Origin of the sequence: Oceanicola granulosus HTCC2516, from assembly GCF_000153305.1 — a bacterium.
GTDB lineage: Bacteria > Pseudomonadota > Alphaproteobacteria > Rhodobacterales > Rhodobacteraceae > Oceanicola > Oceanicola granulosus.
Map to the genome: position 1 here is coordinate 2,488,539 of NZ_CH724107.1, position 23,780 is coordinate 2,512,318.

The window sequence follows — 23,780 nt, forward strand, 5'->3', positions numbered from 1 at the left end:
CCCGGAATTCCCTACGCCAGAAGCGCCTGCGCCTCGTCCGGCGACAGCGCGGCGGGGCGCTCGCAGGTGGTGGTCAGTTCGACCACCTGGCCGGATTCGGCGGCCTTGAGGATGCCGGTCATCACCTCGACCGCGTGCACGGCGAGGTCGATGTCGCAGCGGTGCTTGCGGCCCTCGGCGATCGCCTGCGCCATGTCGGCGAGGCCGGCGCAGCGGTAATTGGCGAGCGGGCCGTGCTTGGCGTGCTCCTGGTTCGGCTTGCCGAACGGGTGGCCGCGCTCCTCGAGCGGGGCAAGCGCGCCGTCGGTCCCGGCCACTTCCACCTTGCCGCCGAAGAAGTTCGGGTCGGGCACGAAGATCGAGCCGTTCTCGCCGTAGAGCTCCATCGGCGCGTGGCCGTGCGCCCAGACGTCCCAGCTGGCGCCGAGCGTGACGACGGCGCCGTTCTCGAACTGCAGGATCGCGTGGATGTTGGTCGGCGTGTCGACCGGCACGGTCTCGCCCTCGCGGGGGCCGCTGCCGATGGTGCGGGTCGGGAAGGTGGCCGAGGCCATCGCCGTGACCTTCTTCACCGGCCCGATCAGCTGCAGCAGGTTGGTGACGTAGTAGGGGCCCACGTCGAGCACCGGACCGGCGCCGGGCTGGAAGAAGAAGTCCGGGTTGGGGTGCCAGCTTTCCATGCCGTGGCTCATCACGTGGCAGGTGCCGCCGACGATCCGGCCGAGCTGGCCCTCGTCGATCGCCGCCCGCGCCAGCTGGTGCGAGCCGCCGAGGAAGGTGTCGGGCGCCGAGCCGACGCGCAGGCCCTTCTCCTCGGCCAGCCGCTTGAGCGCCTCGCCCTCCTCCAGCGTCAGCACCAGCGGCTTCTCCGAGTAGGCGTGCTTGCCGTGGGTGAGGATGTCGTGGGTGATCTGGTAGTGCACCGCCGGGATGGTGAGGTTCACCACCACGTCGATGTCGTCACGCGCCAGCAGTTCCTCCACCGTCAGCGCCTCGACGCCGAACTCCTCGGCGCGGGCGCGGGCGGCGTCCATGTTGATGTCCGCGACGGCGCGCATCTGGAGCGCCTTGAACAGCGGACCGAGGCGCAGGTAGGCCGCAGAAATGTTGCCGGCTCCGATGATGCCGACTCCGAGCTTGTCCATGTTGTCCGTCCTTCAGAGCGTCTTGAGCGTTTCCATCGAGCGGCGTGCGAAGCGCTCGTGATCCTTCGGGTTGTCGTGCTCGAGCACGTAGTGGTCGATGCCCTTGCCCTGCAGCTTCTCGTGCAGCGCCGGCCAGTCCATGATGCCGTGGCCCACGTCGGCCCAGCCGTCCTCGTCGGTGGCCTCGCCGTCGGGGGCGATGTCCTTGACGTGCACCGCGACGATGCGGTCGGCGTACTTCTCGACCCAGGCGGCCGGGTCGTGGCCGGCGACGCGCACCCAGCCGAGGTCGAGCTCGAGGGCGAGGTCGTCGCTGCCCGCGAGGATCAGGTCGAGCGGCAGGTCGTCGCCGTCCACCTTGTCGAACTCGAATGCGTGGTTGTGCCAGCCGAACTTGTAGCCGGCGTCCAGCACCGGCTTGCCGGCTTCCGCGAGGCGCTTGCCGAAGGCGGACCAGCCGGCGGCGTCGGTCGGGCGCATCTCGGGCGGGATCGCGGGGACGAGCACGGTCGACATGTTCATCGTCCGGGCGACCTCGATGGCCTTCTCCGGCGTGTCCTCGATCATCGGAAGGCCGAAGTGGCCGGTCGTCATCGTGAGGCCGTTCTCGTCGAGCTGCTCCTTGAGCTTGGCCGGGTCGTCGTAGAGCCCGCCGAAGCCTTCGACCTGCTTGAAGCCGAGGCCGGAGAGCATGGACAGCGTGTCGCCCAGCGGCGGGAAGTTGCGCGAGCAATAGAGCTGATAGGAGATGGTGGGCATGTCAGTCCTTTCTGTGTCTGGTCACGCCGTCGTGGCGGCGTGGAGGTCACGCCGCACGAAGGTGGGCGTGGCGTTGGGGTCGGCCGGGGTGAAGGTCACCGTGGAGGTGACGCCGGGGCCGAGGTGGAAGGCGGCCTTGTCGAAGAGGCCGGGGATATCGGCCTCGAAGGTGACGAAGAAGGCCATCGCCTGCGCCGTGACGGTGATCTCGTAGCCGGTCTCGGTGCGCGTGATCTCGTGGGCGAGCCCCGGCTCGGGGAGGTCGTAGCTCTTCCACGGGCGCGGGTTGACGATGTCGCCGGCCCGGGTGCCGTCCGAGCCCTGCCAGCCGATGGTCAGCAGCTCGTCCTCCGCGAGCCCGCCGACCTCGGCGAGCGTCACCGCCGCCGCGCCGACGCTCGCGCGCCCCGTGCCGATTTCGCGGGCGGAGCCGTCGAGCTTGGTGGCGTAGGCCGTCACGCTCAGCTCCACGGGCCCGGCCGTGTCGTTCACCCCGACGAGCCGGAAGCTGTCGCCCTCGGGCACGGCGACGACGCGGACCGGCGCGAAGAAGCTCTTCGCCATGTGGTGCAGCAGCTTCCAGCCGCCGCCGTGGTCGAGCGAGGACCAGGAGCAGACCGGCCAGGTGTCGTTGAGCTGCCAGTAGAGCGTGCCCATGCAGTGGGGCTTGAGCGAGCGCCAGTTCTCCACCGCCGTCTTGATCGCGAGGCCCTGCTGCACCTGGCTGAGCCAGACGAAATCCTCGAACTTCTGCGGGAAGCGGAAGTAGCGGAACATGGTCGCCGCAATGCGCTCGTTGCCGCCCTCGTTCTTCTGGTGGCTCTCGAAGACCGGGGCCGCGATGTTCCAGTCCTTCGGGTCCGCGAAGCGGCGGATCGCCGGCAGCGACGGGTAGGACTGGAAGCCGAATTCGGAGCAGAAGCGGGGCGCGACGTCGCGGTAGTGCTCGAAGTCGCGGTTCTCGTGCCAGACCGACCAGAAGTGCATGTCGCCCGCGCCGTCCTCGTGCCAGCTGTCGCCGAAGTTCATCGGGCCGGGGCAGGGCGACGACGGCCACCAGAGCGCGGTCTCGTCGGTCGCCTTGAGCTCCTCCTCGATGGCGCGGTTGAGCCGGTCGTAGTTGACCAGGTAGCGGTCGCGGTCCTTGACGCTTTCCGGGAACCAGGTCAGCGCGCCGACCAGCTCGTTGTCGCCGCACCAGAGCGCCAGGCAGGCGTGGTGGTGCAGACGGGCGACGTTGTCGCGGACCTCGGCGCGGACCTCGTCGAGGAAGTCGGGGGTCGAGGGGTAGAGGTTGCAGGCGAACATGAAGTCCTGCCAGACCATCAGCCCCATCTCGTCGCAGAGGTCGTAGAACCAGTCCGCCTCGTAGCGGCCGCCGCCCCAGACGCGGATCATGTTCATGTGCGCGTCGACGGCGGATTGCAGCAGGCCCTTCGTGGCCTCGCGGCTGATCCGGCCCGAGAGCGCGTCGGCGGGGATCCAGTTGGCCCCCTTCATGAACACCTCGCGTCCGTTCACCCGGAAGGCGAAGCGGCTGCCCGCCTCGTCCGGGTCGGTCAGCAGCTCGACCTTGCGCAGCCCGATGCGGCGGGCCTCGGATACGTCGCCGACCCGCACGACGAGGTCGTGCAGGGGCTGTCCGCCTTGCCCGGCTGGCCACCAGAGTTCGGGCGTCTCGACGGTGAAGCAAAAGGCCGCGCGACCGTCCTCGCAGACGGTCTCGAGGCTCTGCCCCGCGAAGTCGGCGCTGAGCGTCGCACCGTCCGCGCCCTCGACAAGGGCGGTGACGGAGACCGTCACGCCGTCGGCGTCGTGGTCCTGGCGCACGTCGAGCCGCGCGATGCGCGGGCCGGCCAGCGGCTCGAGCCGCAGCGCGCCGTTCACGCCGAAGGGGGCGAGAGCGATGTTCCAGTCCCAGCCGAAATCGCACTGCACCTTGCGCAGCATGTTGCCGTGCGGGATCGGCGAGTTGCTCGCCTGGTAGGGGATGTAGAACGGCTGAGCCGCCTGCCGCTCGGCGGCGGCGCGGACATTGGAGGGGAAGGCGATCTCCACCTCGTTCTCGCCCGCCCGCGCGACGTCCGACAGGTCCACCCGGTAGGTGCGGAAGCTGTTCTGACCCTCCAGCACCACCTCGCCGTTCCAGCGAACCGTCGCGACCGTGTCGAGTCCCTCGAGCACCAGCGCCATGGCCGAGTCGTCGAGCGTCACGGTGCGGCGCAGGGTCCAGTCGCGCTCGGCGATCCAGCGCAAATCGTACTCGTTGCGGCCCCAGTACGGGTCGGGGATCAGCCCCGCGTCGTGCAGGGCCGAGATCGCGTCACCAGGTAGGGTGGCCGCACAGCTGTAGTCGCCGGCGGCGTCCGTGAGGGTCCAGGCGCCCACGAGGTCGAGGGCGCCCGGGATATGTCGGGATGTCAAAGACGGACCTCACTGGACTTGTCGAACATCGACGCCTTCGCCGGCACCAGGCCGATCGGCAGCCGGTCGCCGGCGTGGACCACGGCCTGCCCGTCCATGCGGATGCGGAACCGCTCGCCCGCGAGCTCGGTGTAGACCAGCGTGTCCGAGCCCATCGGCTCGACCAGCTCGACCAGCACCTCGGTCTGCACCGGCGCGGAGGCGGCGAGTTCGCCGGTCACCACGTGCTCGGGGCGGATACCGATGGTGGCCGGGCCGTCCGACACCTGCGGCGCGGCGTACTCGTAGCCCTCCATCGGCAGCCGCAGCTCGCCGGAGGTGAAGACCCCGCCCTCGAGCCGGCCATCGATGAAGTTCATCGACGGCGAGCCGATGAAGTCGGCGACGTAGCGGTTCTGGGGGCGGTTGTAGATCTCGTCGGGGCTGCCAAGCTGCATGATCTTGCCGCCGCGCATGATCGCGATCCGGTCGGCGAGCGTCATCGCCTCGACCTGGTCGTGGGTGACGTAGATCATCGTGTTCTCGAGCTGGTTGTGCAGCCGCTTGAGCTCGACCCGCAGCTCGGCGCGCAGCTTGGCGTCGAGGTTGGAGAGAGGCTCGTCGAACAGGAACACGTCGACGTCGCGCACCAGCGCCCGGCCGATGGCGACGCGCTGGCGCTGGCCCCCCGAGAGGGCGCCGGGCTTGCGGTCGAGCAGGGGCTCGATCTGCAGGATCTCGGCGGCGCGGGCGACGCGCTTCTCGATCTCCGCCTTCGGCACCCGGGCGTTCTTGAGCCCGAAGCTCAGGTTCCCCTTCACCGTCATCTGCGGATAGAGCGCGTAGGACTGGAACACCATGCCGATGCCGCGCTCCGACGGCTCGGCCCAGGTGACGTTCTTGCCCTTGATGATGATCTGCCCGGCGGTGACCTCGAGCAGGCCGGCGATGCAGTTCAGCAGGGTGGACTTGCCGCAGCCCGACGAGCCGAGAAGGACCAGGAACTCGCCCTCGTGGATGTCGAGGTTGAGGTCCTTGAGCACTTCGACGGCGCCGAACTGGAGGTCGAGGTGGCGGATTTCGACGGAGTGGCCGGCATCGACCTTGGTCATCTCGTTCATGGGTTCAACCTTTCACAGCGCCGGCCGCGATGCCGCGGACGAACAGCTTGCCGGAGAAGAAGTAGATGGTGAGGGGGACGAGGCCGGTCAGCAGCGTCGCGGCCATGTTGACGTTGTATTCCTTCACGCCCTGCACCGAGTTGACGATGTTGTTGAGCTGGACGGTCATCGGGTACTGCTCGGCCCGCGTGTAGACGACGCCGAAGAGGAAGTCGTTCCAGATGCCGGTGACCTGCAAGATCATCGCCACGACGAGGATCGGCATCGACATCGGCAGCATGATCCGGAACAGGATGCCCCAGAAGCCCGCGCCGTCGACCCGCGCCGCCTTGAACAGCTCGTCGGGAATCGAGGCGAAGTAGTTGCGGAACAGCAGCACGAGGATCGGCATCCCGAAGATCGAGTGCACGATCACGAGGCCGGACAGCGAGCCGAAGAGCTGGATGCGGCCCCGGCAGCTGCCCTCGGCGCTGGTGAAGACGCCGCAGGTGGCCTGCCAGATATCGGTGAGGAAGCCGCCGGTGTCGCGCAGCATGATCACGATCGGGTAGAGCATCACCTGGTAGGGGATGAAGGCCCCGATGATGAGGATGGTGAAGAAGGTCTCGCTGCCTTTGAACTTCCACTTCGACAGCGCGTAGCCCGAGATCAGCGCGATGGTGATCGACAGCAGCACCGACGGGATCAGGATGCGCACCGAGTTCCAGAAGCCGCGGCTCAGGCCGTCGCAGTTCACGCCGGTGCAGGCCTCGGCCCAGGCCTTGACCCAGGGCTCGAACGTCACCTCCATCGGCGGCGCGAAGACGTTGCCCATGCGGATCTCGGGCATGCCTTTCACCGAGGTCACGAGCATCACGTAGAGCGGCAGCAGGTAGTAGATCGAGACCAGCGCCAGCGTGCCGTAGAGGAAGATGTTGGCCCGGCTGAAGCTGCGCTTGGGGCGGGGCCCGTGGGGGCCGTCGTCGAGCCGGTCGTGGACGGGCTGTTTCGCGGCGAAGGTGCTCGCGAGGGTTGCTGGGTTAGCCACGCTTGCGTCTCCCGAATTCGAGGTAGGCCCAGGGGACCAGGATGATGACGACGCTCAGCAGCATCATGGTGGAGGCGGCGAAGCCCTGGCCGAGGTTCTGGCCGCCGAACATCGTCTGCATGACGTACTTGGCCGGCACTTCGGAGCTGATGCCCGGCCCGCCCGAGGTCTGGGCGACGACGAGGTCGTAGAGCTTGATGATGCCCGAGGCGATCAGCACGACGGCGGTGACGAAGACGGGCCGCATCATCGGGATGATGATCCGCACGTAGGTCTTCCACGTCGGGATGCCGTCGACGCGGCTGGCCTTCCAAATGTCCTCGTCGATGCCGCGCAGGCCGGCGAGCATGATGCACATGATGAGCCCCGTGCCCTGCCACAGACCGGCGATGAGCAGGCCGAACATGACGATGTCGGGATCGTTGAGCGGATTGAAGGTGAAGCTCTCCCAGCCCATGCTGCGCACCACGCCCTGCACGCCGAAATCGGGGTTCAGGATCCACTGCCAGACGAGGCCGGTGACGATGAAGGACAGGGCGAAGGGATAGAGGAAGATCGTGCGGAACGTGTCCTCGAACCGGATCTTGCGGTCGAGCAGCGCCGCGAGGGTGAAGCCGATGACCAGGGTGAAGACGAGGCTGAAGATGCCGTAGAGCGCGAGGTTCTGGATCGAGACGATCCACTTGGCCGACGACCAGAGCCGCTCGTACTGATCCAGCCCGACCCAGTTGCGCCGGGGCAGGAGGCCCGAGGATGTGAAGGAATAGACCACGGTCCAGAGCGTTCCGCCCAGGAACACCACGAGCGCGGTGGCGATCATCGGGATCAGCGCGATCTTGGGCATCAGGTTGTGGAACAGGCGGAACGGCTTCCTGTCCGCCCTCGGCGACGAGCGCCGCGCGTGCCCTGCCTCTTCGGCTACGGCCATCGGTGTCTCCCGGAATAGTCGTTGTTTCGGTTACGGCTCGGGATGGGCCCGCGGAGGGCCCATCCCGGTCGTGCCGGGTCGATCAGTCCGCGTTGCGGATGATCTCGGCGTAACGCTCCTGGACTTCGGCCGGGGTCATGGACGGCGTGTTCCAGAACTCGGTCATCAGGTCGTTGGTCTGGGTCGTGGTGTCGGGCGACAGCAGCATGTTGCCGTCCGGCAGGGTCTTGCCGTCGGCCAGGAGCTGCAGGCCGACCTCGGTGCACTCGTTGACCGAGGTCAGGTCGACATCGCCGCGGATCGGCAGCGAGCCCTTGGCCGAGTTGAAGGCCACCTGCACTTCGGGGGACAGCAGCAGCGCCGCCAGCTCCTTCTGCGCGGCCTCGACCTCGGGATCGCCGGTGACAGGGAAGTAGAAGGCGTCGCCACCGGTGGAGAGCACGCCCGTCTCGCCGAGACCGGCCAGGCAGGAATAGTCCTCGCCCGCGACCTCGCCGGCGACGGCGAACTCGCCCTGCGCCCAGTCACCCATGATCTGCGCACCGGCGGTGTCTTCGATCACCGCGTTGGTGGCCTGGTTCCAGTCCTGCACGTCCAGCCCCTCGGCCAGCTCGCGCGCCGCGCCGAAGGCTTCGAAGACGCGGGTGTACTCGGGGCCCATGACCACGTCGGCGTCCTTGTCGCGGTTCACCGCGAGCCAGGCTTCCTCGCCGGCCAGCGCGATCGCCATCACACCGAAGGCGCCGCTCTGCTGCCAGGACTGGCCGCCCATCGCCAGCGGAACGATGCCCGCTTCGCGCAGCGCCGGTGCGGTCTCCATGAACTCGGACCAGTTGGTCGGAACCTCGACGCCGGCCTGCTCGTAGGCGTCGTTCGACAGCCACATCCACTGCCAGGAGTGGATGTTCACGGGAGCGCAGTAGATGCGGCCCTCGTAGGTGCAGGCGTCGAGCAGCGAGGAGGGGTTCACGATGTCCTTCCAGCCCTCGGCCTCGGCCACGTCGGTGAGGTCGAGCATCAGGCCGGCCTCGATCAGCTCTTCCGCCTGGCGGCCGTGGTTGAACTGGAACGCCGCCGGCGGGTCGCCACCGATGATGCGGCTGACCATGACCGGGCGCGCGGTGTCGCCGCCGCCGGCGATGGCGCCGTCAATCCAGGTGTGCTCGGTGCGCTCGTTGAGGGCCTCGGCGAACTTGCCGACGGCGGCGGCTTCGCCACCCGAGGTCCACCAGTGCATGACCTCCATCTCGACGGCCTGGGCCGTCCCCGCAGCACCGATGATTGCCGTTGCGGCAAGCAGCTGAGTGGTGAGTTTCACGATTTTCTCCTCCCTGGTTCTAAATCGTTGTCGGCGAGGCTATAACGATTTAGAAATACCTGACAACATATTTTCTGATCCCTGAAGAAAGTGCTGCGAAACGCGGGCGAGGCAGGGGTCGCGAGGGAGGAGGCGTGCTCGGCGCAGGTCGCGCATGTTGAGGGTTTGAGCGACAAATTATCCGACGACGAGGCTGCAGGCGCGCCGGTCAAACCGACGCTGAAGACGATTGCCGAACTCAGCGGCCTCGCCGTCCCGACCGTCAGCCGCGCCCTCAACGATGCCCCCGACATCGGCGTGCGCACCAAGAAGCTGGTACGCGAGATCGCCGACCGAATCGGGTACGTGCCCAACCGCGCCGGCCTGCGGCTGCGCACCGGGCGCACGCAGGTCATCAGCCTCGTGATCTCCACCGAGCACGAGATCATGAACCACACCGCGCGGATGATCTCGTCGATCGCCGGCGGGCTGCGGGGCAGCCAGTTCCACCTCAATGTCACCCCCTACTTCCCCGACGAAGACCCGATGAAGCCGGTGCGCTACATCGTGGCGAATCGCCTCGCCGACGCGGTGATCCTCAACCAGACCCAGCCCGAGGACCCGCGCGTCGCCTACCTGCTCGAGCAGGGCTTCCCCTTCGCCACCCACGGCCGCACCGTCTGGTGCGACCGCCACGCGTACTTCGACTTCGACAACGAGGCCTACGGCAGGCTCGCGGCCGAGCGCCTCATCGCGCGCGGCCGGCGTCACATCACGCTGCTCGCCCCGCCGCTCGACCAAGCCTACGCGCAGCACATGATCGCCGGCGCGACGGCCGCCGCCGAAGAGGTCGGGGCGCAGCTGACGGTGATCGAGGAAGCCTCGACCAACAGCCCGCACGAGCAGATCATCGACGTCATCACCGCCCACGTCCGCGCCAACCGCGACACCGACGGGATCGTCTCCTCGTCGGCCTCCGGCGCGATGGCCGCCGTCGCCGCACTCGAGGCGGAGGGCCTGCGGCTGGGCGAGGACATGGATGTCTGTGGCAAGGAAAGCCTGCCGATCCTGACCCTGTTCCGCCCGCAGATGATCGCCATCGAGGAGAAGGTCTGGGAGGCCGGCGACTTCCTCGCCCGCGCCGCGATGCAGGCGATCCTGCACCCCGCCAAGCCCCCGCTCCAGGGACTCGACATCCCGACCCGCTGAGGCGAGGGTATCCCGGAAACGTTTTCAGTAGCTGTCACGGAGGAATGTGCATGCCATCGCAGATCAAGGGCCCGGCGCTCTTTCTCGCCCAGTTCGCGGGCGACGAGGCACCCTACAACTCGTTGAAGTCCATCGCTGAATGGGCGGCCGGCCTCGGCTACAAGGGGGTCCAGATCCCGACCTTCGACCCGCGCCTGTTCGACCTCGACAAGGCCGCCGAAAGCCAGGACTACGCCGACGAGGTGAAGGGGATCTGCGCCGAGGCCGGTGTCGAGATCACCGAGCTGTCGACCCACTTGCAGGGCCAGCTCGTGGCGGTGAACCCGGCCTACGACACTGCCTTCGACGCCTTCGCCCCGGCCAGCTTCCACGGCAATCCGAAGGCGCGGCAGGAATGGGCCGTCGACCAGGTGAAGAAGGCCGCCATCGCCTCCAAGCGCCTCGGCCTCAGCCACACCGTCAGTTTCTCCGGCGCGCTGGCCTGGCCCTACCTCTACCCGTGGCCGCAGCGCCCCGAGGGGCTGGTCGACGAGGCGTTCGACGAGCTCGCCCGCCGCTGGAAGCCGATCTTCGACCACTACCAGGAGCACGGCCAGGATATCGGCTTCGAGCTGCACCCCGGCGAAGACCTCTTCGACGGTGCGACGTGGGAGATGTTCCTCGACAAGGTCGGCGAGCACCCGGCGGCGATGATCAACTACGACCCGAGCCACTTCGTGCTGCAACAGCTCGACTACGTCGCCTTCATCGACCTCTATCACGACCGCATCAACGCGTTTCACGTGAAAGACGCCGAGTTCAACCCGGATGGCCGGCAAGGCGTCTACTCGGGCTTCCAGGGCTGGGCGCAGCGCGCCGGACGGTTCCGCTCGCTGGGCGACGGGCAGGTCGACTTCAACGCGATCTTCTCCAAGCTCACCCAGTACGGCTACGACAGCTGGGCCGTGCTCGAATGGGAATGCTGCGTGAAATCCGCAGAGCAGGGCGCCGCCGAGGGCGCGCCCTTCATCGCCGCCCACCTCATCGAGGCGCCCGCGCGGGCCTTCGACGACTTCGCCGGCGGCGAACGTGACATCAACCAGATCAAGGGAATGCTGGGACTATGAGCCATCGCGTCAGACTTGGCATGGTCGGCGGCGGGCAGGGGGCCTTCATCGGCGCCGTGCACCGCATCGCCAGCCGCATCGACGACCGTTTCGAACTGGTGGCGGGGGCGCTGTCCTCGACCGCCGAGAAGGCCGCCGCCTCGGCGAAGGAGCTCGGCATCGCGCCCGACCGCTCCTACGCCGACTTCCGCGAGATGGCCAAGGCCGAGGCCGCCCGCGAGGACGGCATCGAGGCGGTGTCCATCGTCACGCCCAACCACATGCACGCCGACCCGGCGATCGCCTTCCTCGAGGCCGGCATCCACGTGATCTGCGACAAGCCGCTGACCGTGTCGATGGAAGAGGCCGAGCGCGTTCGCGCCGCCGTCGAGGCGTCGTCGGCAAAGTTCGTGCTGACCCACAACTACACTGGCTATCCGCTGATCCGTCAGGCCCGCCAGATGATCGAGCGCGGCGACCTCGGCACGATCCGCGTGATCCAGGCCCGCTACGCGCAGGACTGGCTGGCCGAGGCCCCCGAGGAGGACAACAAGCAGGCCGCCTGGCGCACCGATCCCAAGCGCGCGGGTGGCGGCGGCGCCATCGGCGACATCGGCACCCATGCGCTCAACCTCGCCACCTTCGTCACCGGGCTCGAGCCCGAGGCCCTGCTGGCCGACCTCGAGAGCTTCGTGCCGGGCCGCGCGGTCGACGACAATGCCCACATCCTGCTGCGCATGAAGGGCGGCGCGAAGGGGATGCTCTGGGCGAGCCAGGTCGCGGTGGGCAAGGAAAACGGCCTGACCCTCGGCGTCTTCGGCGACAAGGGCGGTATCGAGTGGGATCAGGAGAACCCGAACTACCTGACCTTCACCCGCTTCGGCGAGCCGCGCCAGATCATCACCCGGGGCGGCGCAGGCCTTGGCGGCGGCGCCGGCGACTGGACCCGTGTCCCGCCGGGCCATCCGGAAGGCTACCTTGAGGGGTTCGCCAACGTCTACACCGATGCCGCCGACCTCATCCGGGGCAAGGGCGACGGCGCCCTGCTGCCCGGGATCGACGCCGGGCTCGAGGGCATGTGGTTCATCGAGGCCTGCATCGAGAGCAGCCGCAACGGCGGCACCTGGGTCAAGCGCTGAGGCTCACCCAGCGCCATCGACAGCCCCGCCCGCCGGCGGGGCTGTTTTCGTTTCCCGCCCCCGGTATGACGGAGACGGGAGGACGCTGACGATGACGAACAAGGTTGACGAGTGGTACGCCAAGGACCGGCCGTGGCGGGCCGAGCTGCTCAAGCTGCGCGAGGTCCTGAAGACCACCGGACTCGGCGAGGCCTTCAAGTGGAACGGCCCCTGCTACACCGGCGGCGGCGGCAACATCTGCGCCGTCTGGTCGATGAAGGAAAATTGCGCCCTCGCCTTCTTCAAGGGCGCGCTGCTGACGGACAGCGAGGGCGTCCTCGCCGCGCCGGGGGCCAATTCCCGCTCGATGCGCACGATGCGCTTCACCAGCGTCGCGCAGATCGAGGCCCGGGCCGACACGATCCGCGCCTATGCCGCCGAGGCGATCGCGCTGGAAGCGGCGGGGGCCAAGGTGACGTTCGATGCGGACGACCTCGAGCCGCCCGGAGAGCTGACGGAGGCGCTCGAGGACGATCCGGACCTGCGCGAGGCGTTCGATGCCCTCACCCCGGGCCGGCGGCGCGGCTGGATGCTCCATTTCGCCGGCGCCAAGCAGGCGGCGACGCGGGCGCGGCGGGTCGAGAAGGCCCGGCCGCTGATCCTCGCCGGCAAGGGCTACAACGAGCGCTGAACCGGCGGGGGGAGCGCGGCGTTTGCCTGTCAGCACAGCGACAAGGAGCACCCCGTCATGCCCAGTACCCGAACGATACTCGGCCTCGCCGCGGCCGCCACCGCAGGCTGGGCGCTCTCGCGCATGAGCGCGCGTCCGCGCGATGCGGGCGACGGCAACTTCGTCCGCGACGCCGGTCCCAAGGAGATGCGCGACCCGCCGCGCGAGTGGGACCGGGTCGACGAGCAGGTCGACGAGAGCTTCCCGGCCAGCGATCCGCCCGCGACCTACTGACGGACCGGGGGCCGGCCCCCGGACCCCCGGGATATTTCCAGGACAGAGAAAGCGGGCGCGCTCAGACGATGCCGCCGCCCGCGCCGCTGGCTTCGGGCCGCTCGGCGGCGACGCGGTCGCGGTAGCCGGAGGCGCGGAAGGCGGCGACGGGATCGATGGCGGCGCCCTTGTCGGAGCGCGCCTTCGCGAGGATCGGCTCGACGTCGGTGCGGAAGGCCCGCTTGAGCTCGGCCGTCGCCATCAGCGCGTCGTTGGCCTCCTGCGCCCCCTCGAGCGCGGCGCGGTCGACCAAGAGCGCCTGCGCGTAGGCCCGCTGCACCTCCATCGCCGAGACCATCAGGCTCTCGATCGGGTCGGTGACGTTGTGGCTCTGGTCCAGCATGTGCGCCGGGTCGAAGCCCGGCTTGCCCTCGGCGGCGACGAGTTCGTTGAAGACGAGGAAGAGGCGGTAGGGATCGATGGCGGCGGTGTCGAGGTCGTCGTCGCCGTACTTGGAATCGTTGAAGTGGAAGCCGCCGAGCTTCTTGGCGTGAATCAGCCGGGCGACGATCATCTCGATGTTCACGTTGGGCGCGTGGTGGCCGAGATCGACGAGGCAGAAGGCGCGCTCGCCGAGATGCTGGGCGATCATCAGGTTGGTGCCCCAGTCCTGCACCACCGTCGAGTAGAAGGCCGGCTCGTACATCTTGTGCTCGGTGAAGAGCCGCCAGTCGTCGGGCAGGCCGGCATAGACCGCGCTCATCGCCTCGAGGTAGCGGTCGAACTGGCGGGTGAAGTCGACCTGGCCGGGGAAGTTGGACCCGTCGCCGACCCAGACGGTCAGCGCCGTCGAGCCGATGGCGCGGCCGATCTCGATGCATTCGAGGTTGTGCTCCACTGCCTGCCGGCGCACCGCCGGATCGGCGTGGGAGAGCGAGCCGAACTTGTAGGACAGCGCCTGGCCGGGGCTGTCCTGGAAGGTGTTGGAGTTCATCGCGTCGAAGCCGAGACCGTGCTCTTCCGCCTTGGCGCGCAGCTCGGCCGGGTCGGCCTTGTCCCAGGGGATGTGGAGCGAGACATTGGGCGTCGCGCCCGTCAGGCGGTGGATGACGCCGCAATCGTCGAGCTTGTCGAAGACGTTCGCGGGCTCGCCGCGCCCGGGGAAGCGGGCGAAGCGGGTGCCGCCGGTTCCGACGCCCCAGGACGGGATCGCGACGCCGTAGGCCGCGACCCTGTCCTTCACCTTGTCGATGTCGATGCCGCGCCGGTCGAGCCGCTCCCCCAGCGAATCGTAATCGACCGCGAGATCGGCGGCGCGGCGTTCGTTGTCGTCCTCGATCAGGCTTGCCTTGATCATGTCGGTCTCCTCCCCCGGAAAGGTCAGCGCGTGAACGCTTCCTTGTTGCCCGCGTCCACGTTGATGATGTTGCCGGTCGATTTGGCCGACAGGTCGGAGGCCAGGAAGTAGGCGGCCTCGGCGATGTCCTCGGGCAGGACCGAGCGCTTCAGCAGCGAGCGGTTGCGGTACATCTCCTCCAGCCCCTCCTTGTCGGTCTCGTAGGTGCTGGCGCGCTGGTCGAGCCACTCGCCCGACCAGATCTTGCTGCCCTTGAGCACCGCGTCGGGATTGACCGTGTTGACCCGGATGCCCGCGCCCGCGCCCTCGAGCGCGAGGCAGCGGGCGAGGTGGATCTCGCTGGCCTTGGCGGTGCAGTAGGCCGAGGCGTTGGGCGAGGCGGCGAGGCCGTTCTTGGAGGCGACGAAGACGACGGAGCCGCCCAGACCCTGCCGCTGCATCAGCTTGAAGGCTTCGCGGCTGACGAGGAAGTAGCCCGTCGAGAGGATCGCCATGTTCTTGTTCCACAGCTCCAGCGTGGTCTCCTCGATGGGTGCCGAGGAGGCGATGCCGGCGTTGCTGACGAGGATGTCGAGCCCGCCGAAGGCGACGGCGGCGTCGGCATGGGCGGCGGCGACGGCGGCCTCGTCGGTGACGTTCATCGTCACCGAGCGCACGGCGTCGCGCCCGAACCGCCCGGCGAGCTGCGCCTCGGTGTCGGCCAGCGCGGCCTCGTCGATGTCGGCCAGCATCACGCAGGCGCCCTCCGACAGCAGCCGCGCGGCCGTGGCCGAGCCGATGCCGCCCGCGCCGCCGGTGACCAGCGCGACGCGCCCGGCGAGCGACTTCGGCTTGGGCATGCGCTGCAGCTTGGCCTCCTCGAGCAGCCAGTACTCGATGTCGAACGCCTCCTGCTCGGGAAGCCCCTGGTAGGTGCTGACGGCGGACGCGCCGCGCATCACGTTGATCGCGTTGACGTAGAACTCGCCCGAGATCCGCGCCGTCGCCTTGTCCTTGGCGAAGGTGATCATGCCGACGCCGGGCACGAGGTAGACCACCGCGTTGGGGTCGCGCATCGCGGGCGAGTCGGCATGTTTGCAGCGCTCGTAGTAGGCGGCGTAGTCGGCCCGGTAGGCTTCCACCGACGGCTTCAGGCTCTCCACCACCGCGTCGATGTCGGGCCGGGCCGGGTCGAAGTCGACCACCAGCGGGCGGATCTTGGTGCGCAGGAAGTGGTCGGGGCAGGAGGTGCCGAGGGCGGCGAGCGGCTCCATGTCGTTGGAGTTGACGAACTCGAGCACCGCGTCCTGATCGTCGAAATGGCCGACCATGTGCTGGTTGCCCGAGACCATCCCGCGGATCGCCGGCATCAGCGCGGCGGCGACCTCGCGGCGCTTGTCGGCGGGCAGGCTCTCGTGGCGCGCGCCGCCGAAGGCGGGCTTGCCCTCGGCCTGCGCGGCGAACCAGTCGCTGGCCTTGTTGATCGTCTCGAGGGTCAGCTCGTAACAGGCCTTGGCGTCGTCGTCCCAGGTGAAGAGGCCGTGCGATTCGAGCACGACGCCCTTGGCGTCGGGGTTCTTCTCGCAGAATTCCTCGAGCCACAGGCCCAGTTCGAAGCCCGGCCGCTTCCAGGGCAGCCAGCCGATCTCGTCGCCGAAGATCCGCTGGGTCAGCTCGCGCGAATTTTCGGCGGCCGCGATGGCGATGATCGCGTCGGGGTGCATGTGGTCGACGTGGCGGCGCGGCACGTAGGCGTGGAGCGGCGTGTCGATCGATGCGGCCCGGGGATTGAGGCCGAAGGTGCAGTGCGGCAGGTAGCCGACCATCTCGTCCTCGTGCTCCGGCCCGCGGTAGACGCCCTTCAGCGCGCGCAGCTTGTCCATGTAGAGCGTCGCGAAGCCGTCCATCTTGATCGAGCCGACGTCGCCGCCCGAGCCCTTGACCCAGAGCACCTCGACGCTCTCGCCCGTCAGCGGGTCCGTCTCCTGCGCCTTGGCCGAGGTGTTGCCGCCGCCGTAGTTGGTGATTCGCTTGTCCGAGCCGAGCAGGTTGGAGCGGTAGAGCAGCTTCTCCGGCTCGCTCATGGCGCGGGCCTCGCTGTCGTCCCAGAGGCTCTGCAGGCGGCTGTCGGCGGTCATGGCGGGGGTCTCCTCCGGTCGGCTGGGGCGGACGGCCCGCCTCGTAATCGCGCTCACGTTCGAGCGAATTCGCTCAGAAGTCAATCATCTTCGCTCACGTTGCGCCGTTTTGCAGCTGCAGCATGATTGAAGATGATCGAAAATGATTGACAGGCTGCGGCGCGCCGACGCAGGCTGAGGGGCAGGGAGGACGACGATGCACGAGAAGGAACGCCACAGGGTCATTCTGTCCGCTGTGCAGGATCGTCCGGTCGCCACGGTCGCCGAGCTGGTCGCGATGACCGGGTCGTCCGAAGCGACGGTGCGGCGCGACATCGCCGAGCTGCACGTCCAGAAACGCCTGCGCCGGGTGCGCGGTGGCGCCGAGTCGCTCAGCCCGCCGGCCTTCCCCGGCCTCGCGGGGCGGCCGTTCGCGGTGAACCAGTCGATCAACACCGCCCAGAAGCAGGCCATCGCCCGGGAGGCCGTGGCGCTGTGCGACGAGGGCGAGCCGATCATCATCAACGGCGGCACCACCACCTTCCAGATGGTCCACCCGCTCGCGACGCGGCGGCTTCAGGTGATGACGAATTCGTTTCCCATCGCCGAGCACCTGCTGAAGCACTCCAAGAACACCGTGATGCTCCCCGGCGGCGCGATCTACCGGGAGCAGAACATCATCCTGAGCCCGTTCGACGGCGACATCACCCGCAATTTCTACGCCCGGAAAATGTTCATGGGCGCGCAGGGGCTGGGGCCGCTGGGGCTGATGGAGACCGATCCGCTGCTGATCCAGGCCGAGGAGAAGCTGATCGGGCAGGCGGACGAGCTCATCGTGCTGATCGACAGCACCAAGTTCGAGAACCGTTCGAGCCTGATCCTGTGCCCGCTGGAACGGATCGGCACGGTCATCACCGACGACAACGTTTCCGACCGCGCCGCGGCGATGCTCGAGGCGGCGGAAATCAAGCTGATCGTGGCGCATCCCACCGCCGCAGGCCAGCAAGGCCGGGCCTGAGGCCCGGAAGTGGGATATTGCTCAAGGGAGGATTAACATGAGCATCAAGAGACGCACTTTCACCACCCTCACCGCCGCCGCCGCGCTTTTCGCGGGCAACGCCGCGCTGGCACAGGACGACGTCCGCATCGCGCTGGTCGTCAAGGCGCTGGGCATCGGCTTCTTCGAGGCCGCCGCCGAGGGCGCCGAGCAGGCCGCCGAGGAGCTCGGCAACGTCGAGATCATCTACACCGGCCCCACCGACACCACCGCCGAAGGCCAGATCGAGGTGATCAACAGCCTGATCGCCCAGCAGGTCGACGCCATCGCCATCTCCGCCAACGACCCCGACGCCGTGGCCCCGGCGCTCCAGCGCGCCATGCAGCGCGGCATCACCGTGATCTCCTGGGACAGCGGCGTCGCGCCGGAGGGCCGCGAGATGCACCTCAACCCGTCCTCGAACCCGCTGATCGGGCGCACGATCATCCAGCTCGCCGCCGATCACCTGCCCGAGGGCGGCCAGGTGGCGCTGCTGTCGGCGACCACGACCTCGACCAACCAGAACATCTGGATCGAGGAGATGAACAAGGTGATGGGCGACTATCCCGACATCGAGGTGGTCGGCACGGTCTACGGCGACGATCTCGCCGACAAGTCCTACCGCGAGGCACAGGGCCTGATGCAGACCTACCCCGACCTCGATGCGATCATCGCGCCCACGTCGGTCGGCATCGTCGCCGCCGCGCAGGCGGTGGTCGACGCCGGCAAGGTCGGCGAAGTCAACGTGACCGGCCTCGGCCTGCCTTCCGAAATGGCCGGCGCGATCGAGAGCGGCGCGTCCAGGTCCTTCGCGATCTGGAACCCGATCGACCTCGGCTACGCCGCCACGATGCTGGCCTACAACCTCGCCACCGATGCCGCCGAGGCGGGGCCCGGGGCCGAGGTCGGCATGGGCCGGCTCGGCAACGCCACCCTCGACGACAACAACGAGGCGGCAATGGCGGAGCCGTTCACCTACGACGCCTCCAACATCGACCAGTTCAAGGACATCTTCTGATCCTTCGAGCCACCGGCCCGGCGCGCCTCGTTCGCGCCGGGCCGACACCGGGGAGGGTGTCGATGAACATGCAGGCAGTCGAGGCCGCGACGCGCGAGAGCGCGCCGGTGCTGACGCTGGAGGGGATCACCAAGACCTTCCCCGGCGTGCGCGCGCTGTCGGAGGTGGGGCTTGATCTCTACCCCGGCCAGGTCACCGCGCTGGTCGGCGAGAACGGCGCGGGCAAGTCCACCATCGTCAAGATCCTCACCGGCATCTACCAGCCCGACGGCGGCCGCATCCGTCTCGACGGGCAGGACGTCCACTTCCCCACCGCGCAGCACGCCACCACCGCCGGGATCACCGCGATCCACCAGGAGACGGTGCTGTTCGACGAGCTGTCGGTGGCGGAGAACATCTTCCTCGGCCACGCCCCGCGCGGCCGCTTCGGGCTGATCGACACCGCCCGGATGCAGCGCGACGCCCGCGCCCTGCTCGAGCGCATCGGCGCTCGGCTCGACCCGGCGCTGCCGCTCAAGGAGCTCGGCATCGCCAACCGCCACCTCGTCGCCATCGCCCGCGCGCTGTCGGTCGAGGCGCGCGTCGTGGTCATGGACGAGCCGACCGCCGCGCTGAGCCAGAAGGAGATCGAGGAGCTCTACGAGCTGGTCGAGCGGCTCAAGGCCGAGGGCCGCGCGATCCTGTTCATCTCCCACAAGTTCGACGAGATCTTCCGCATCGCCGACCGCTACACCGTCTTCCGCGACGGCGAGCTCGTCGGCCACGGCGCGATGGCCGACGTCGACGAGTCCGAACTGGTGCGCCTGATGGTCGGCCGCTCCGTCGACCAGATCTTCCCGCAGCGCGTCTCCGCGCCCGGCCCCGAGGTGCTGCGCGTCGAGGGCTATTCGCACCCGACCGAGTTCGACGACATCTCCTTCACCCTGCGCCGGGGCGAGATCCTCGGCTTCTACGGCCTCGTCGGCGCCGGCCGTTCCGAGCTGATGCAGGCGCTGTTCGGCGTCACCCGGCCGTCGCGCGGCGCGGTGCATCTCGACGACGCGCCCCACGCCATCCGCACGCCCGCCGACGCCATCGAGGCCGGGATCGTCTACGTTCCGGAAGACCGTGGCCTGCAGGGCGCGGTGCGGGGGCTGCCGATCTTCCAGAACGTCACGCTGCCCTCGCTCCGCGAGACCTCGCGCCGCGGCTTCCTGCGCATGGCCGAGGAGTTCGCCCTGACGCGGCGCTACACCGACCGCCTCGAGCTGCGGGCCGCCGCTCTGGATCAGGACGTGGCCGAGCTGTCGGGCGGCAACCAGCAGAAGGTGGTGATCGCCAAGTGGCTGGCGACCAAGCCGCGCGTCATCATCCTCGACGAGCCGACCAAGGGCATCGACATCGGCTCCAAGGCCGCCGTCCACGCCTTCATGGCCGAGCTCGCCGCCGAGGGGCTGGCGGTGATCATGGTGAGCTCGGAGATCCCCGAGATCCTCGGCATGTCCGACCGGGTGATCGTGATGCGCGAGGGGCGCATGGCGGCCGAGCTCGAGGGCGAGGCGCTGACACCGGAAACGCTGGTGCGCCACGCCGCCGGCATAGGGGAGGGGGGCTAACATGGCGTTCCTGAAGAGCCGCGAGGCGATCCTCGCCGGGGCGATCCTGCTGCTGCTCGCGCTCATCGCGTGGCGCTTCCCGGGCTTCGTCGCGCCCGACAACCTCGCGCGGGTGTTCAACGACACCTCGCCGCTGATCCTGCTGGCGCTGGGCCAGATGGCGGTGATCCTGACCCGCTGCATCGACCTCTCCGTCGCCGCCAACCTCGCGCTCACGGGGATGGTCTGCGCCATGGTCAACGCCGCCGCGCCGGGCCTGCCGGTGCCGGTCATCATCGCCATGGCGCTGGCGCTGGGCGCGCTGATGGGGGCGGTCAACGGCCTGCTCGTCTGGACGCTGGCGATCCCGCCCATCGTGGTGACGCTCGGCACGATGACGATCTACCGCGGCATCATCTTCGTCATTTCCGACGGCCAGTGGGTCAACTCCCACGAGATGTCGGACGCCTTCAAGGCGCTGCCCCGGGCGGAGCTGCTCGGCCTGCCCGTGCTGAGCTGGATCGCGCTGGTGGTGGTGGCGCTGTTCGCGCTGCTGATCGTGCGCACGCCGCTGGGGCGGGCCTTCTACGCCGTCGGCGGCAACCCGGGCGCGGCGGTCTATGCCGGGCTCAATGTCGGGCGGACGCAGTTCTGGGCTTTCACCCTGTCGGGCACCCTCGCGGGGCTGACCGGCTACCTCTGGGTGTCGCGCTACGCGGTCGCCTATGTCGACATCGCCAGCGGCTTCGAGCTCGAGGTGGTCGCCGCCTGCGTGATCGGCGGCATCTCCATCGCCGGCGGCGCCGGCACCGTCACCGGTGTCGTGCTCGGGGCGCTGTTCCTCGGCATCATCAAGAACGCCCTGCCGGTGGTGAACGTCTCGCCGTTCTACCAGCTCGCCATCTCCGGCGGCGCGATCATCATCGCCGTCGCCTTCAACGCCCGCGCCAGCCGCAGCCGCGGCCGGGTCATCCTCAAGTCAGCGGAGCACGCCTCATGAGCCTCGCCGAGCGCGCCACCATCCCCGACCGGCTCAACTCGCGTCTGCAGCGGGCGGCGACGAGCTGGGAGCTCTTGCTGTTCCTCGTCGCGGTGGCGATCTTCATCGCCAACAGCTTCGCCTCGCCCTATTTCCTCAACGCCTGGAACCTCAGCGACGCCACCTTCAACTTCACCGAGAAGGCGCTGATCGCCTTCGCCATGGCGCTGCTGATCATCTCCGGCGAGATCGACCTCTCCGTCGCCTCGATCATCGCGCTCGCCTCGACCGCGATGGGCGCGGCGGTGCAGCTCGGGGCCGGCACGCCGGTGCTGGTCTTCGTCGGGCTGGCGACGGGGCTGGCCTGCGGGGCGTTCAACGGCGCGCTGGTGACCCGGCTGGGGCTGCCCTCGATCGTCGTCACCATCGGCACCATGAGCCTGTTCCGCGGCATCTCCTACATCGTCCTCGGCGACGGGGCCTACCGCGGCTACCCGGCGAGCTTCTCCTACTTCGGGCAGGGCTACGTCTTCTGGGTCGTGTCGTTCGAGCTGGTGCTCTTCGCCCTGTTCGCGCTGACCTACTACGTGGTGCTGCACCGCACCAACTTCGGCCGCGCGATCTTCGCCATCGGCAACAACCCGACCGCCGCGCTGTTCTCGGGGCTGCGGGTGCGGCGGATCAAGTTCGTGCTGTTCCTGCTGACCGGCCTGATGTCGGGGATCGCCGCCATCTGCCTGACCGCCCGGCTCGGCTCGACCCGCCCCTCCATCGGCTTCGGCTGGGAGCTCGAGGTGGTGACGATGGTGGTGCTCGGCGGGGTCAACATCCTCGGCGGCTCGGGCTCGATCCCCGGCGTCGTCATCGCCGCGTTCGTCATGGGGCTCGTGACTTTCGGCCTCGGATTGCTCAACGTACCGGGGATCGTCATGTCGATCTTCATCGGCCTGCTGCTCATCGGGGTCATCGCGCTGCCCCGCCTCTGGACCATCGCAAGGACACGGTGATGCAAAAGTACGCCTTCCGCATGAACCTCCACCCGGGCAAGGCGGAGGAGTACAAGTCGCGCCACGACGAGATCTGGCCCGAACTGGTGGAGCTGCTGAAGTCGGCCGGGGTGAGCGACTACTCGATCCACCTCGACGAGGAGACCGACCACCTGTTCGCCGTGCTCTGGCGCACCAACGACCACGCGATGGGCGAGCTGGGCGAGCACCAGGTGATGCAGAAATGGTGGCAGCACATGGCCGACCTGATGGAGACCGACGCGTCCGGCGCGCCGGTCGTCGTCGACCTGCAGCCGATGTTCCACATGCCATGAGGGAAGGACACGTCGCCGTCATCGACATCGGCAAGACCAACGCCAAGGTCGCGCTGGTCACGCCCAAGCGGCTCGCCGAAGTCGCCGTGCGCACCCGCCCCAACGTGGTGCTGACCGATCCGCCCTATCCGCATTTCGACATCGACGGCCTCTGGGACTTCATCCTCGACTCGCTCGCCGCGCTGAACCGGGAGCACCCGATCGGCGCGATCAGCGTCACCACCCACGGCGCCTCGGCGGTGCTGCTCGACGCCGAGAGCGGGCTCGCGGCGCCGATGCTCGACTACGAGCACACCGGCCCCGACGACCTCGCCGAGGCCTACGACGCCCTGCGCCCCGACTTCGCCCTGACCGGCTCGCCGCGCCTGCCGATGGGGCTCAACGTGGGCGCGCAGCTGCACTGGCTGTTCGAGACCCAGCCCGGCCTGCGCGAGCGCGTGGCGCAGGTGGTCACCTACCCGCAATTCTGGTCGGGCCGGCTGACCGGGGGCTACAGCGTCGAGGCTACCTCGCTCGGCTGCCACACCGACCTCTGGGAGCCGCTCGCCGGCCGGCCCTCGCCGCTCGTCGCCGCGCTGGGGCTGGAGGGAAAGCTGCCGCCGCTCACCCGCGCCTCCGACACCGTCGGCACCCTGCGCCCCGAGCTCGCCGCCCGCACCGGACTCTCCGAGCGCACGCCCGTCGTCAGCGGCATTCACGATTCCAACGCGTCGCTCTATCCCCACCTGCTGCGCCGCGAGCCGCCCTTCACCATCGTCTCGACCGGGACGTGGGTGATCTGCATGTCCGTCGGCGGCGCCGAGGTGGCGCTCGATCCGGAGCGCGACACGCTCATCAACGTCGCCGCCAACGGCGCGCCGGTCCGCTCGGCGCGGTTCATGGGCGGGCGCGAGTACGAGATCGTGCGCGCCGGCGAGGAGCGGCGGCCGACCCCTGCCGACGGCGCGTCGGTGCTCGCGCGCGGGATCATGCTGCTGCCCAGCGTCGAGCCCGGCTCCGGCCCGTTCCCCGGCCGCCCTGCGCGCTGGTCGGTGGACGAAAGCGCCCTGCGCCCCGGCGAGCGGCTGGCGGCGCTGTCGTTCTACCTCGCGCTGATGACCAACACCTGCCTCGACCTCATCGGCGCAGAGGGCGACATCGTCGTCGAGGGGCCGTTCGGGCGGAATCCGCTCTACCAGCAGATGCTCGCCGCCGCGACGGGCCGCCCGGTGATCGGCGGCGGCGGCTCGGCGACCGGGACCAGCATCGGCGCGGCGATGCTCGTCGCGCCCGGCAAGAACGGCCAGCGCGCCCCCGCTGCGGTGCGGGGCGGCGACGCTCGCATGGCCGCCTACGCCGACATCTGGCGCGCGCAGGTCGGCTGA

The 23,780-nt window shown here is 68.8% G+C and carries 21 protein-coding genes; 12 read left to right on the forward strand and 9 right to left on the reverse strand.

The window, feature by feature from the left end; all coding sequences use genetic code 11:
- Window positions 1–11: 11 nt before the first annotated feature.
- The 7 genes from OG2516_RS11935 to OG2516_RS11965 all read right to left on the reverse strand — a co-directional run bounded on the left by OG2516_RS11935 (window position 12) and on the right by OG2516_RS11965 (window position 8,701).
- Entirely contained in the window at window positions 12–1,145 is a 1,134-nt protein-coding gene (locus OG2516_RS11935; RefSeq protein WP_007255935.1) for a Gfo/Idh/MocA family protein, read from the reverse strand.
- Between the two features lie 12 nt (window positions 1,146–1,157).
- Window positions 1,158–1,904, reverse strand: coding sequence for a sugar phosphate isomerase/epimerase family protein (locus OG2516_RS11940; RefSeq protein WP_007255936.1), 747 nt, complete (start codon window positions 1,902–1,904; stop codon window positions 1,158–1,160).
- A 21-nt stretch (window positions 1,905–1,925) separates the two neighbouring features.
- On the reverse strand, window positions 1,926–4,328 hold the full coding sequence (locus OG2516_RS11945; RefSeq protein ID WP_040615178.1) for a beta-mannosidase: 2,403 nt from the start codon (window positions 4,326–4,328) through the stop codon (window positions 1,926–1,928).
- Window positions 4,325–5,428, reverse strand: a complete 1,104-nt coding sequence (locus OG2516_RS11950; protein ID WP_007255938.1) for an ABC transporter ATP-binding protein — start codon at window positions 5,426–5,428, stop codon at window positions 4,325–4,327. Before OG2516_RS11950 ends, OG2516_RS11945 begins: the two co-directional genes overlap by 4 nt.
- 4 nt (window positions 5,429–5,432) lie before the next feature.
- Window positions 5,433–6,455 carry a carbohydrate ABC transporter permease gene (locus OG2516_RS11955; protein WP_007255939.1) on the reverse strand — a complete coding sequence of 341 codons (1,023 nt, stop codon included), beginning with the start codon at window positions 6,453–6,455 and terminating at the stop codon, window positions 5,433–5,435.
- Window positions 6,448–7,383, reverse strand: a complete 936-nt coding sequence (locus OG2516_RS11960) for a carbohydrate ABC transporter permease (protein ID WP_040615179.1) — start codon at window positions 7,381–7,383, stop codon at window positions 6,448–6,450. The genes OG2516_RS11955 and OG2516_RS11960 overlap by 8 nt, the downstream gene beginning before the upstream one ends.
- An 82-nt stretch (window positions 7,384–7,465) precedes the next feature.
- Window positions 7,466–8,701 carry an ABC transporter substrate-binding protein gene (locus tag OG2516_RS11965; RefSeq protein WP_040615181.1) on the reverse strand — a complete coding sequence of 412 codons (1,236 nt, stop codon included), beginning with the start codon at window positions 8,699–8,701 and terminating at the stop codon, window positions 7,466–7,468.
- 165 nt (window positions 8,702–8,866) lie between these two features.
- On the opposite strand from OG2516_RS11965, the gene OG2516_RS11970 reads away from it, so the two are divergent.
- The 5 genes from OG2516_RS11970 (at window position 8,867) to OG2516_RS11990 (ending at window position 13,056) form a co-directional block, all read left to right on the forward strand.
- The gene (locus tag OG2516_RS11970; protein ID WP_007255942.1) at window positions 8,867–9,889 is read left to right on the forward strand and encodes a LacI family transcriptional regulator; all 1,023 of its coding nucleotides are present in this window, start codon (window positions 8,867–8,869) and stop codon (window positions 9,887–9,889) included.
- 50 nt (window positions 9,890–9,939) lie between these two features.
- The gene (locus tag OG2516_RS11975; protein WP_007255943.1) at window positions 9,940–10,995 is read left to right on the forward strand and encodes a sugar phosphate isomerase/epimerase family protein; all 1,056 of its coding nucleotides are present in this window, start codon (window positions 9,940–9,942) and stop codon (window positions 10,993–10,995) included.
- Between the two features lie 20 nt (window positions 10,996–11,015).
- Window positions 11,016–12,113, forward strand: a complete 1,098-nt coding sequence (locus OG2516_RS11980) for a Gfo/Idh/MocA family protein (protein ID WP_007255944.1) — start codon at window positions 11,016–11,018, stop codon at window positions 12,111–12,113.
- A 91-nt stretch (window positions 12,114–12,204) separates the two neighbouring features.
- Window positions 12,205–12,783: a YdeI/OmpD-associated family protein gene (locus tag OG2516_RS11985; protein ID WP_007255945.1), complete on the forward strand. Its 579-nt coding sequence runs from the start codon at window positions 12,205–12,207 to the stop codon at window positions 12,781–12,783.
- A 57-nt stretch (window positions 12,784–12,840) separates the two neighbouring features.
- Window positions 12,841–13,056, forward strand: coding sequence for a hypothetical protein (locus OG2516_RS11990; RefSeq protein ID WP_007255946.1), 216 nt, complete (start codon window positions 12,841–12,843; stop codon window positions 13,054–13,056).
- A gap of 61 nt (window positions 13,057–13,117) precedes the next feature.
- Here the strand turns inward: OG2516_RS11990 and rhaI are convergent, their stop codons facing one another.
- Window positions 13,118–14,392 carry an L-rhamnose catabolism isomerase gene (rhaI, locus tag OG2516_RS11995; protein WP_007255947.1) on the reverse strand — a complete coding sequence of 425 codons (1,275 nt, stop codon included), beginning with the start codon at window positions 14,390–14,392 and terminating at the stop codon, window positions 13,118–13,120.
- A gap of 23 nt (window positions 14,393–14,415) precedes the next feature.
- Entirely contained in the window at window positions 14,416–16,509 is a 2,094-nt protein-coding gene (locus tag OG2516_RS12000; RefSeq protein WP_007255948.1) for a bifunctional rhamnulose-1-phosphate aldolase/short-chain dehydrogenase, read from the reverse strand.
- Window positions 16,510–16,705: 196 nt separating this feature from the next.
- Between OG2516_RS12000 and OG2516_RS12005 the strand changes: the two genes are divergently transcribed.
- The 7 genes from OG2516_RS12005 to OG2516_RS12035 all read left to right on the forward strand — a co-directional run bounded on the left by OG2516_RS12005 (window position 16,706) and on the right by OG2516_RS12035 (window position 23,780).
- Entirely contained in the window at window positions 16,706–17,506 is an 801-nt protein-coding gene (locus tag OG2516_RS12005) for a DeoR/GlpR family DNA-binding transcription regulator (RefSeq protein WP_007255949.1), read from the forward strand.
- Window positions 17,507–17,543: 37 nt separating this feature from the next.
- A complete protein-coding gene (gene rhaS / locus OG2516_RS12010) occupies window positions 17,544–18,542 on the forward strand; it encodes a rhamnose ABC transporter substrate-binding protein (protein WP_007255950.1) in 999 nt (332 codons plus the stop codon).
- 62 nt (window positions 18,543–18,604) lie between these two features.
- Window positions 18,605–20,137: a sugar ABC transporter ATP-binding protein gene (locus tag OG2516_RS12015; RefSeq protein ID WP_007255951.1), complete on the forward strand. Its 1,533-nt coding sequence runs from the start codon at window positions 18,605–18,607 to the stop codon at window positions 20,135–20,137.
- A gap of 1 nt (window position 20,138) precedes the next feature.
- Window positions 20,139–21,116, forward strand: a complete 978-nt coding sequence (locus OG2516_RS12020) for an ABC transporter permease (protein ID WP_007255952.1) — start codon at window positions 20,139–20,141, stop codon at window positions 21,114–21,116.
- Window positions 21,113–22,102, forward strand: coding sequence for an ABC transporter permease (locus OG2516_RS12025; protein ID WP_007255953.1), 990 nt, complete (start codon window positions 21,113–21,115; stop codon window positions 22,100–22,102). The genes OG2516_RS12020 and OG2516_RS12025 overlap by 4 nt, the downstream gene beginning before the upstream one ends.
- Window positions 22,102–22,416, forward strand: coding sequence for an L-rhamnose mutarotase (rhaM, locus tag OG2516_RS12030; RefSeq protein WP_007255954.1), 315 nt, complete (start codon window positions 22,102–22,104; stop codon window positions 22,414–22,416). Before OG2516_RS12025 ends, rhaM begins: the two co-directional genes overlap by 1 nt.
- Window positions 22,413–23,780, forward strand: coding sequence for an FGGY-family carbohydrate kinase (locus tag OG2516_RS12035; RefSeq protein WP_007255955.1), 1,368 nt, complete (start codon window positions 22,413–22,415; stop codon window positions 23,778–23,780). The genes rhaM and OG2516_RS12035 overlap by 4 nt, the downstream gene beginning before the upstream one ends.

Coding starts and splice junctions, on each gene's coding strand:
- OG2516_RS11935 (WP_007255935.1), bottom strand. CDS start 1,145: ATGGACAAGCTCGGAGTCGGCATCATCGGAGCCGGCAACATTTCTGCG.
- OG2516_RS11940 (WP_007255936.1), bottom strand. CDS start 1,904: ATGCCCACCATCTCCTATCAGCTCTATTGCTCGCGCAACTTCCCGCCG.
- OG2516_RS11950 (WP_007255938.1), bottom strand. CDS start 5,428: ATGAACGAGATGACCAAGGTCGATGCCGGCCACTCCGTCGAAATCCGC.
- OG2516_RS11960 (WP_040615179.1), bottom strand. CDS start 7,383: ATGGCCGTAGCCGAAGAGGCAGGGCACGCGCGGCGCTCGTCGCCGAGG.
- OG2516_RS11975 (WP_007255943.1), top strand. CDS start 9,940: ATGCCATCGCAGATCAAGGGCCCGGCGCTCTTTCTCGCCCAGTTCGCG.
- OG2516_RS11980 (WP_007255944.1), top strand. CDS start 11,016: ATGGTCGGCGGCGGGCAGGGGGCCTTCATCGGCGCCGTGCACCGCATC.
- OG2516_RS11985 (WP_007255945.1), top strand. CDS start 12,205: ATGACGAACAAGGTTGACGAGTGGTACGCCAAGGACCGGCCGTGGCGG.
- OG2516_RS11990 (WP_007255946.1), top strand. CDS start 12,841: ATGCCCAGTACCCGAACGATACTCGGCCTCGCCGCGGCCGCCACCGCA.
- rhaI (WP_007255947.1), bottom strand. CDS start 14,392: ATGATCAAGGCAAGCCTGATCGAGGACGACAACGAACGCCGCGCCGCC.
- OG2516_RS12000 (WP_007255948.1), bottom strand. CDS start 16,509: ATGACCGCCGACAGCCGCCTGCAGAGCCTCTGGGACGACAGCGAGGCC.
- OG2516_RS12005 (WP_007255949.1), top strand. CDS start 16,706: ATGCACGAGAAGGAACGCCACAGGGTCATTCTGTCCGCTGTGCAGGAT.
- rhaS (WP_007255950.1), top strand. CDS start 17,544: ATGAGCATCAAGAGACGCACTTTCACCACCCTCACCGCCGCCGCCGCG.
- OG2516_RS12015 (WP_007255951.1), top strand. CDS start 18,605: ATGAACATGCAGGCAGTCGAGGCCGCGACGCGCGAGAGCGCGCCGGTG.
- OG2516_RS12020 (WP_007255952.1), top strand. CDS start 20,139: ATGGCGTTCCTGAAGAGCCGCGAGGCGATCCTCGCCGGGGCGATCCTG.
- OG2516_RS12025 (WP_007255953.1), top strand. CDS start 21,113: ATGAGCCTCGCCGAGCGCGCCACCATCCCCGACCGGCTCAACTCGCGT.
- rhaM (WP_007255954.1), top strand. CDS start 22,102: ATGCAAAAGTACGCCTTCCGCATGAACCTCCACCCGGGCAAGGCGGAG.
- OG2516_RS12035 (WP_007255955.1), top strand. CDS start 22,413: ATGAGGGAAGGACACGTCGCCGTCATCGACATCGGCAAGACCAACGCC.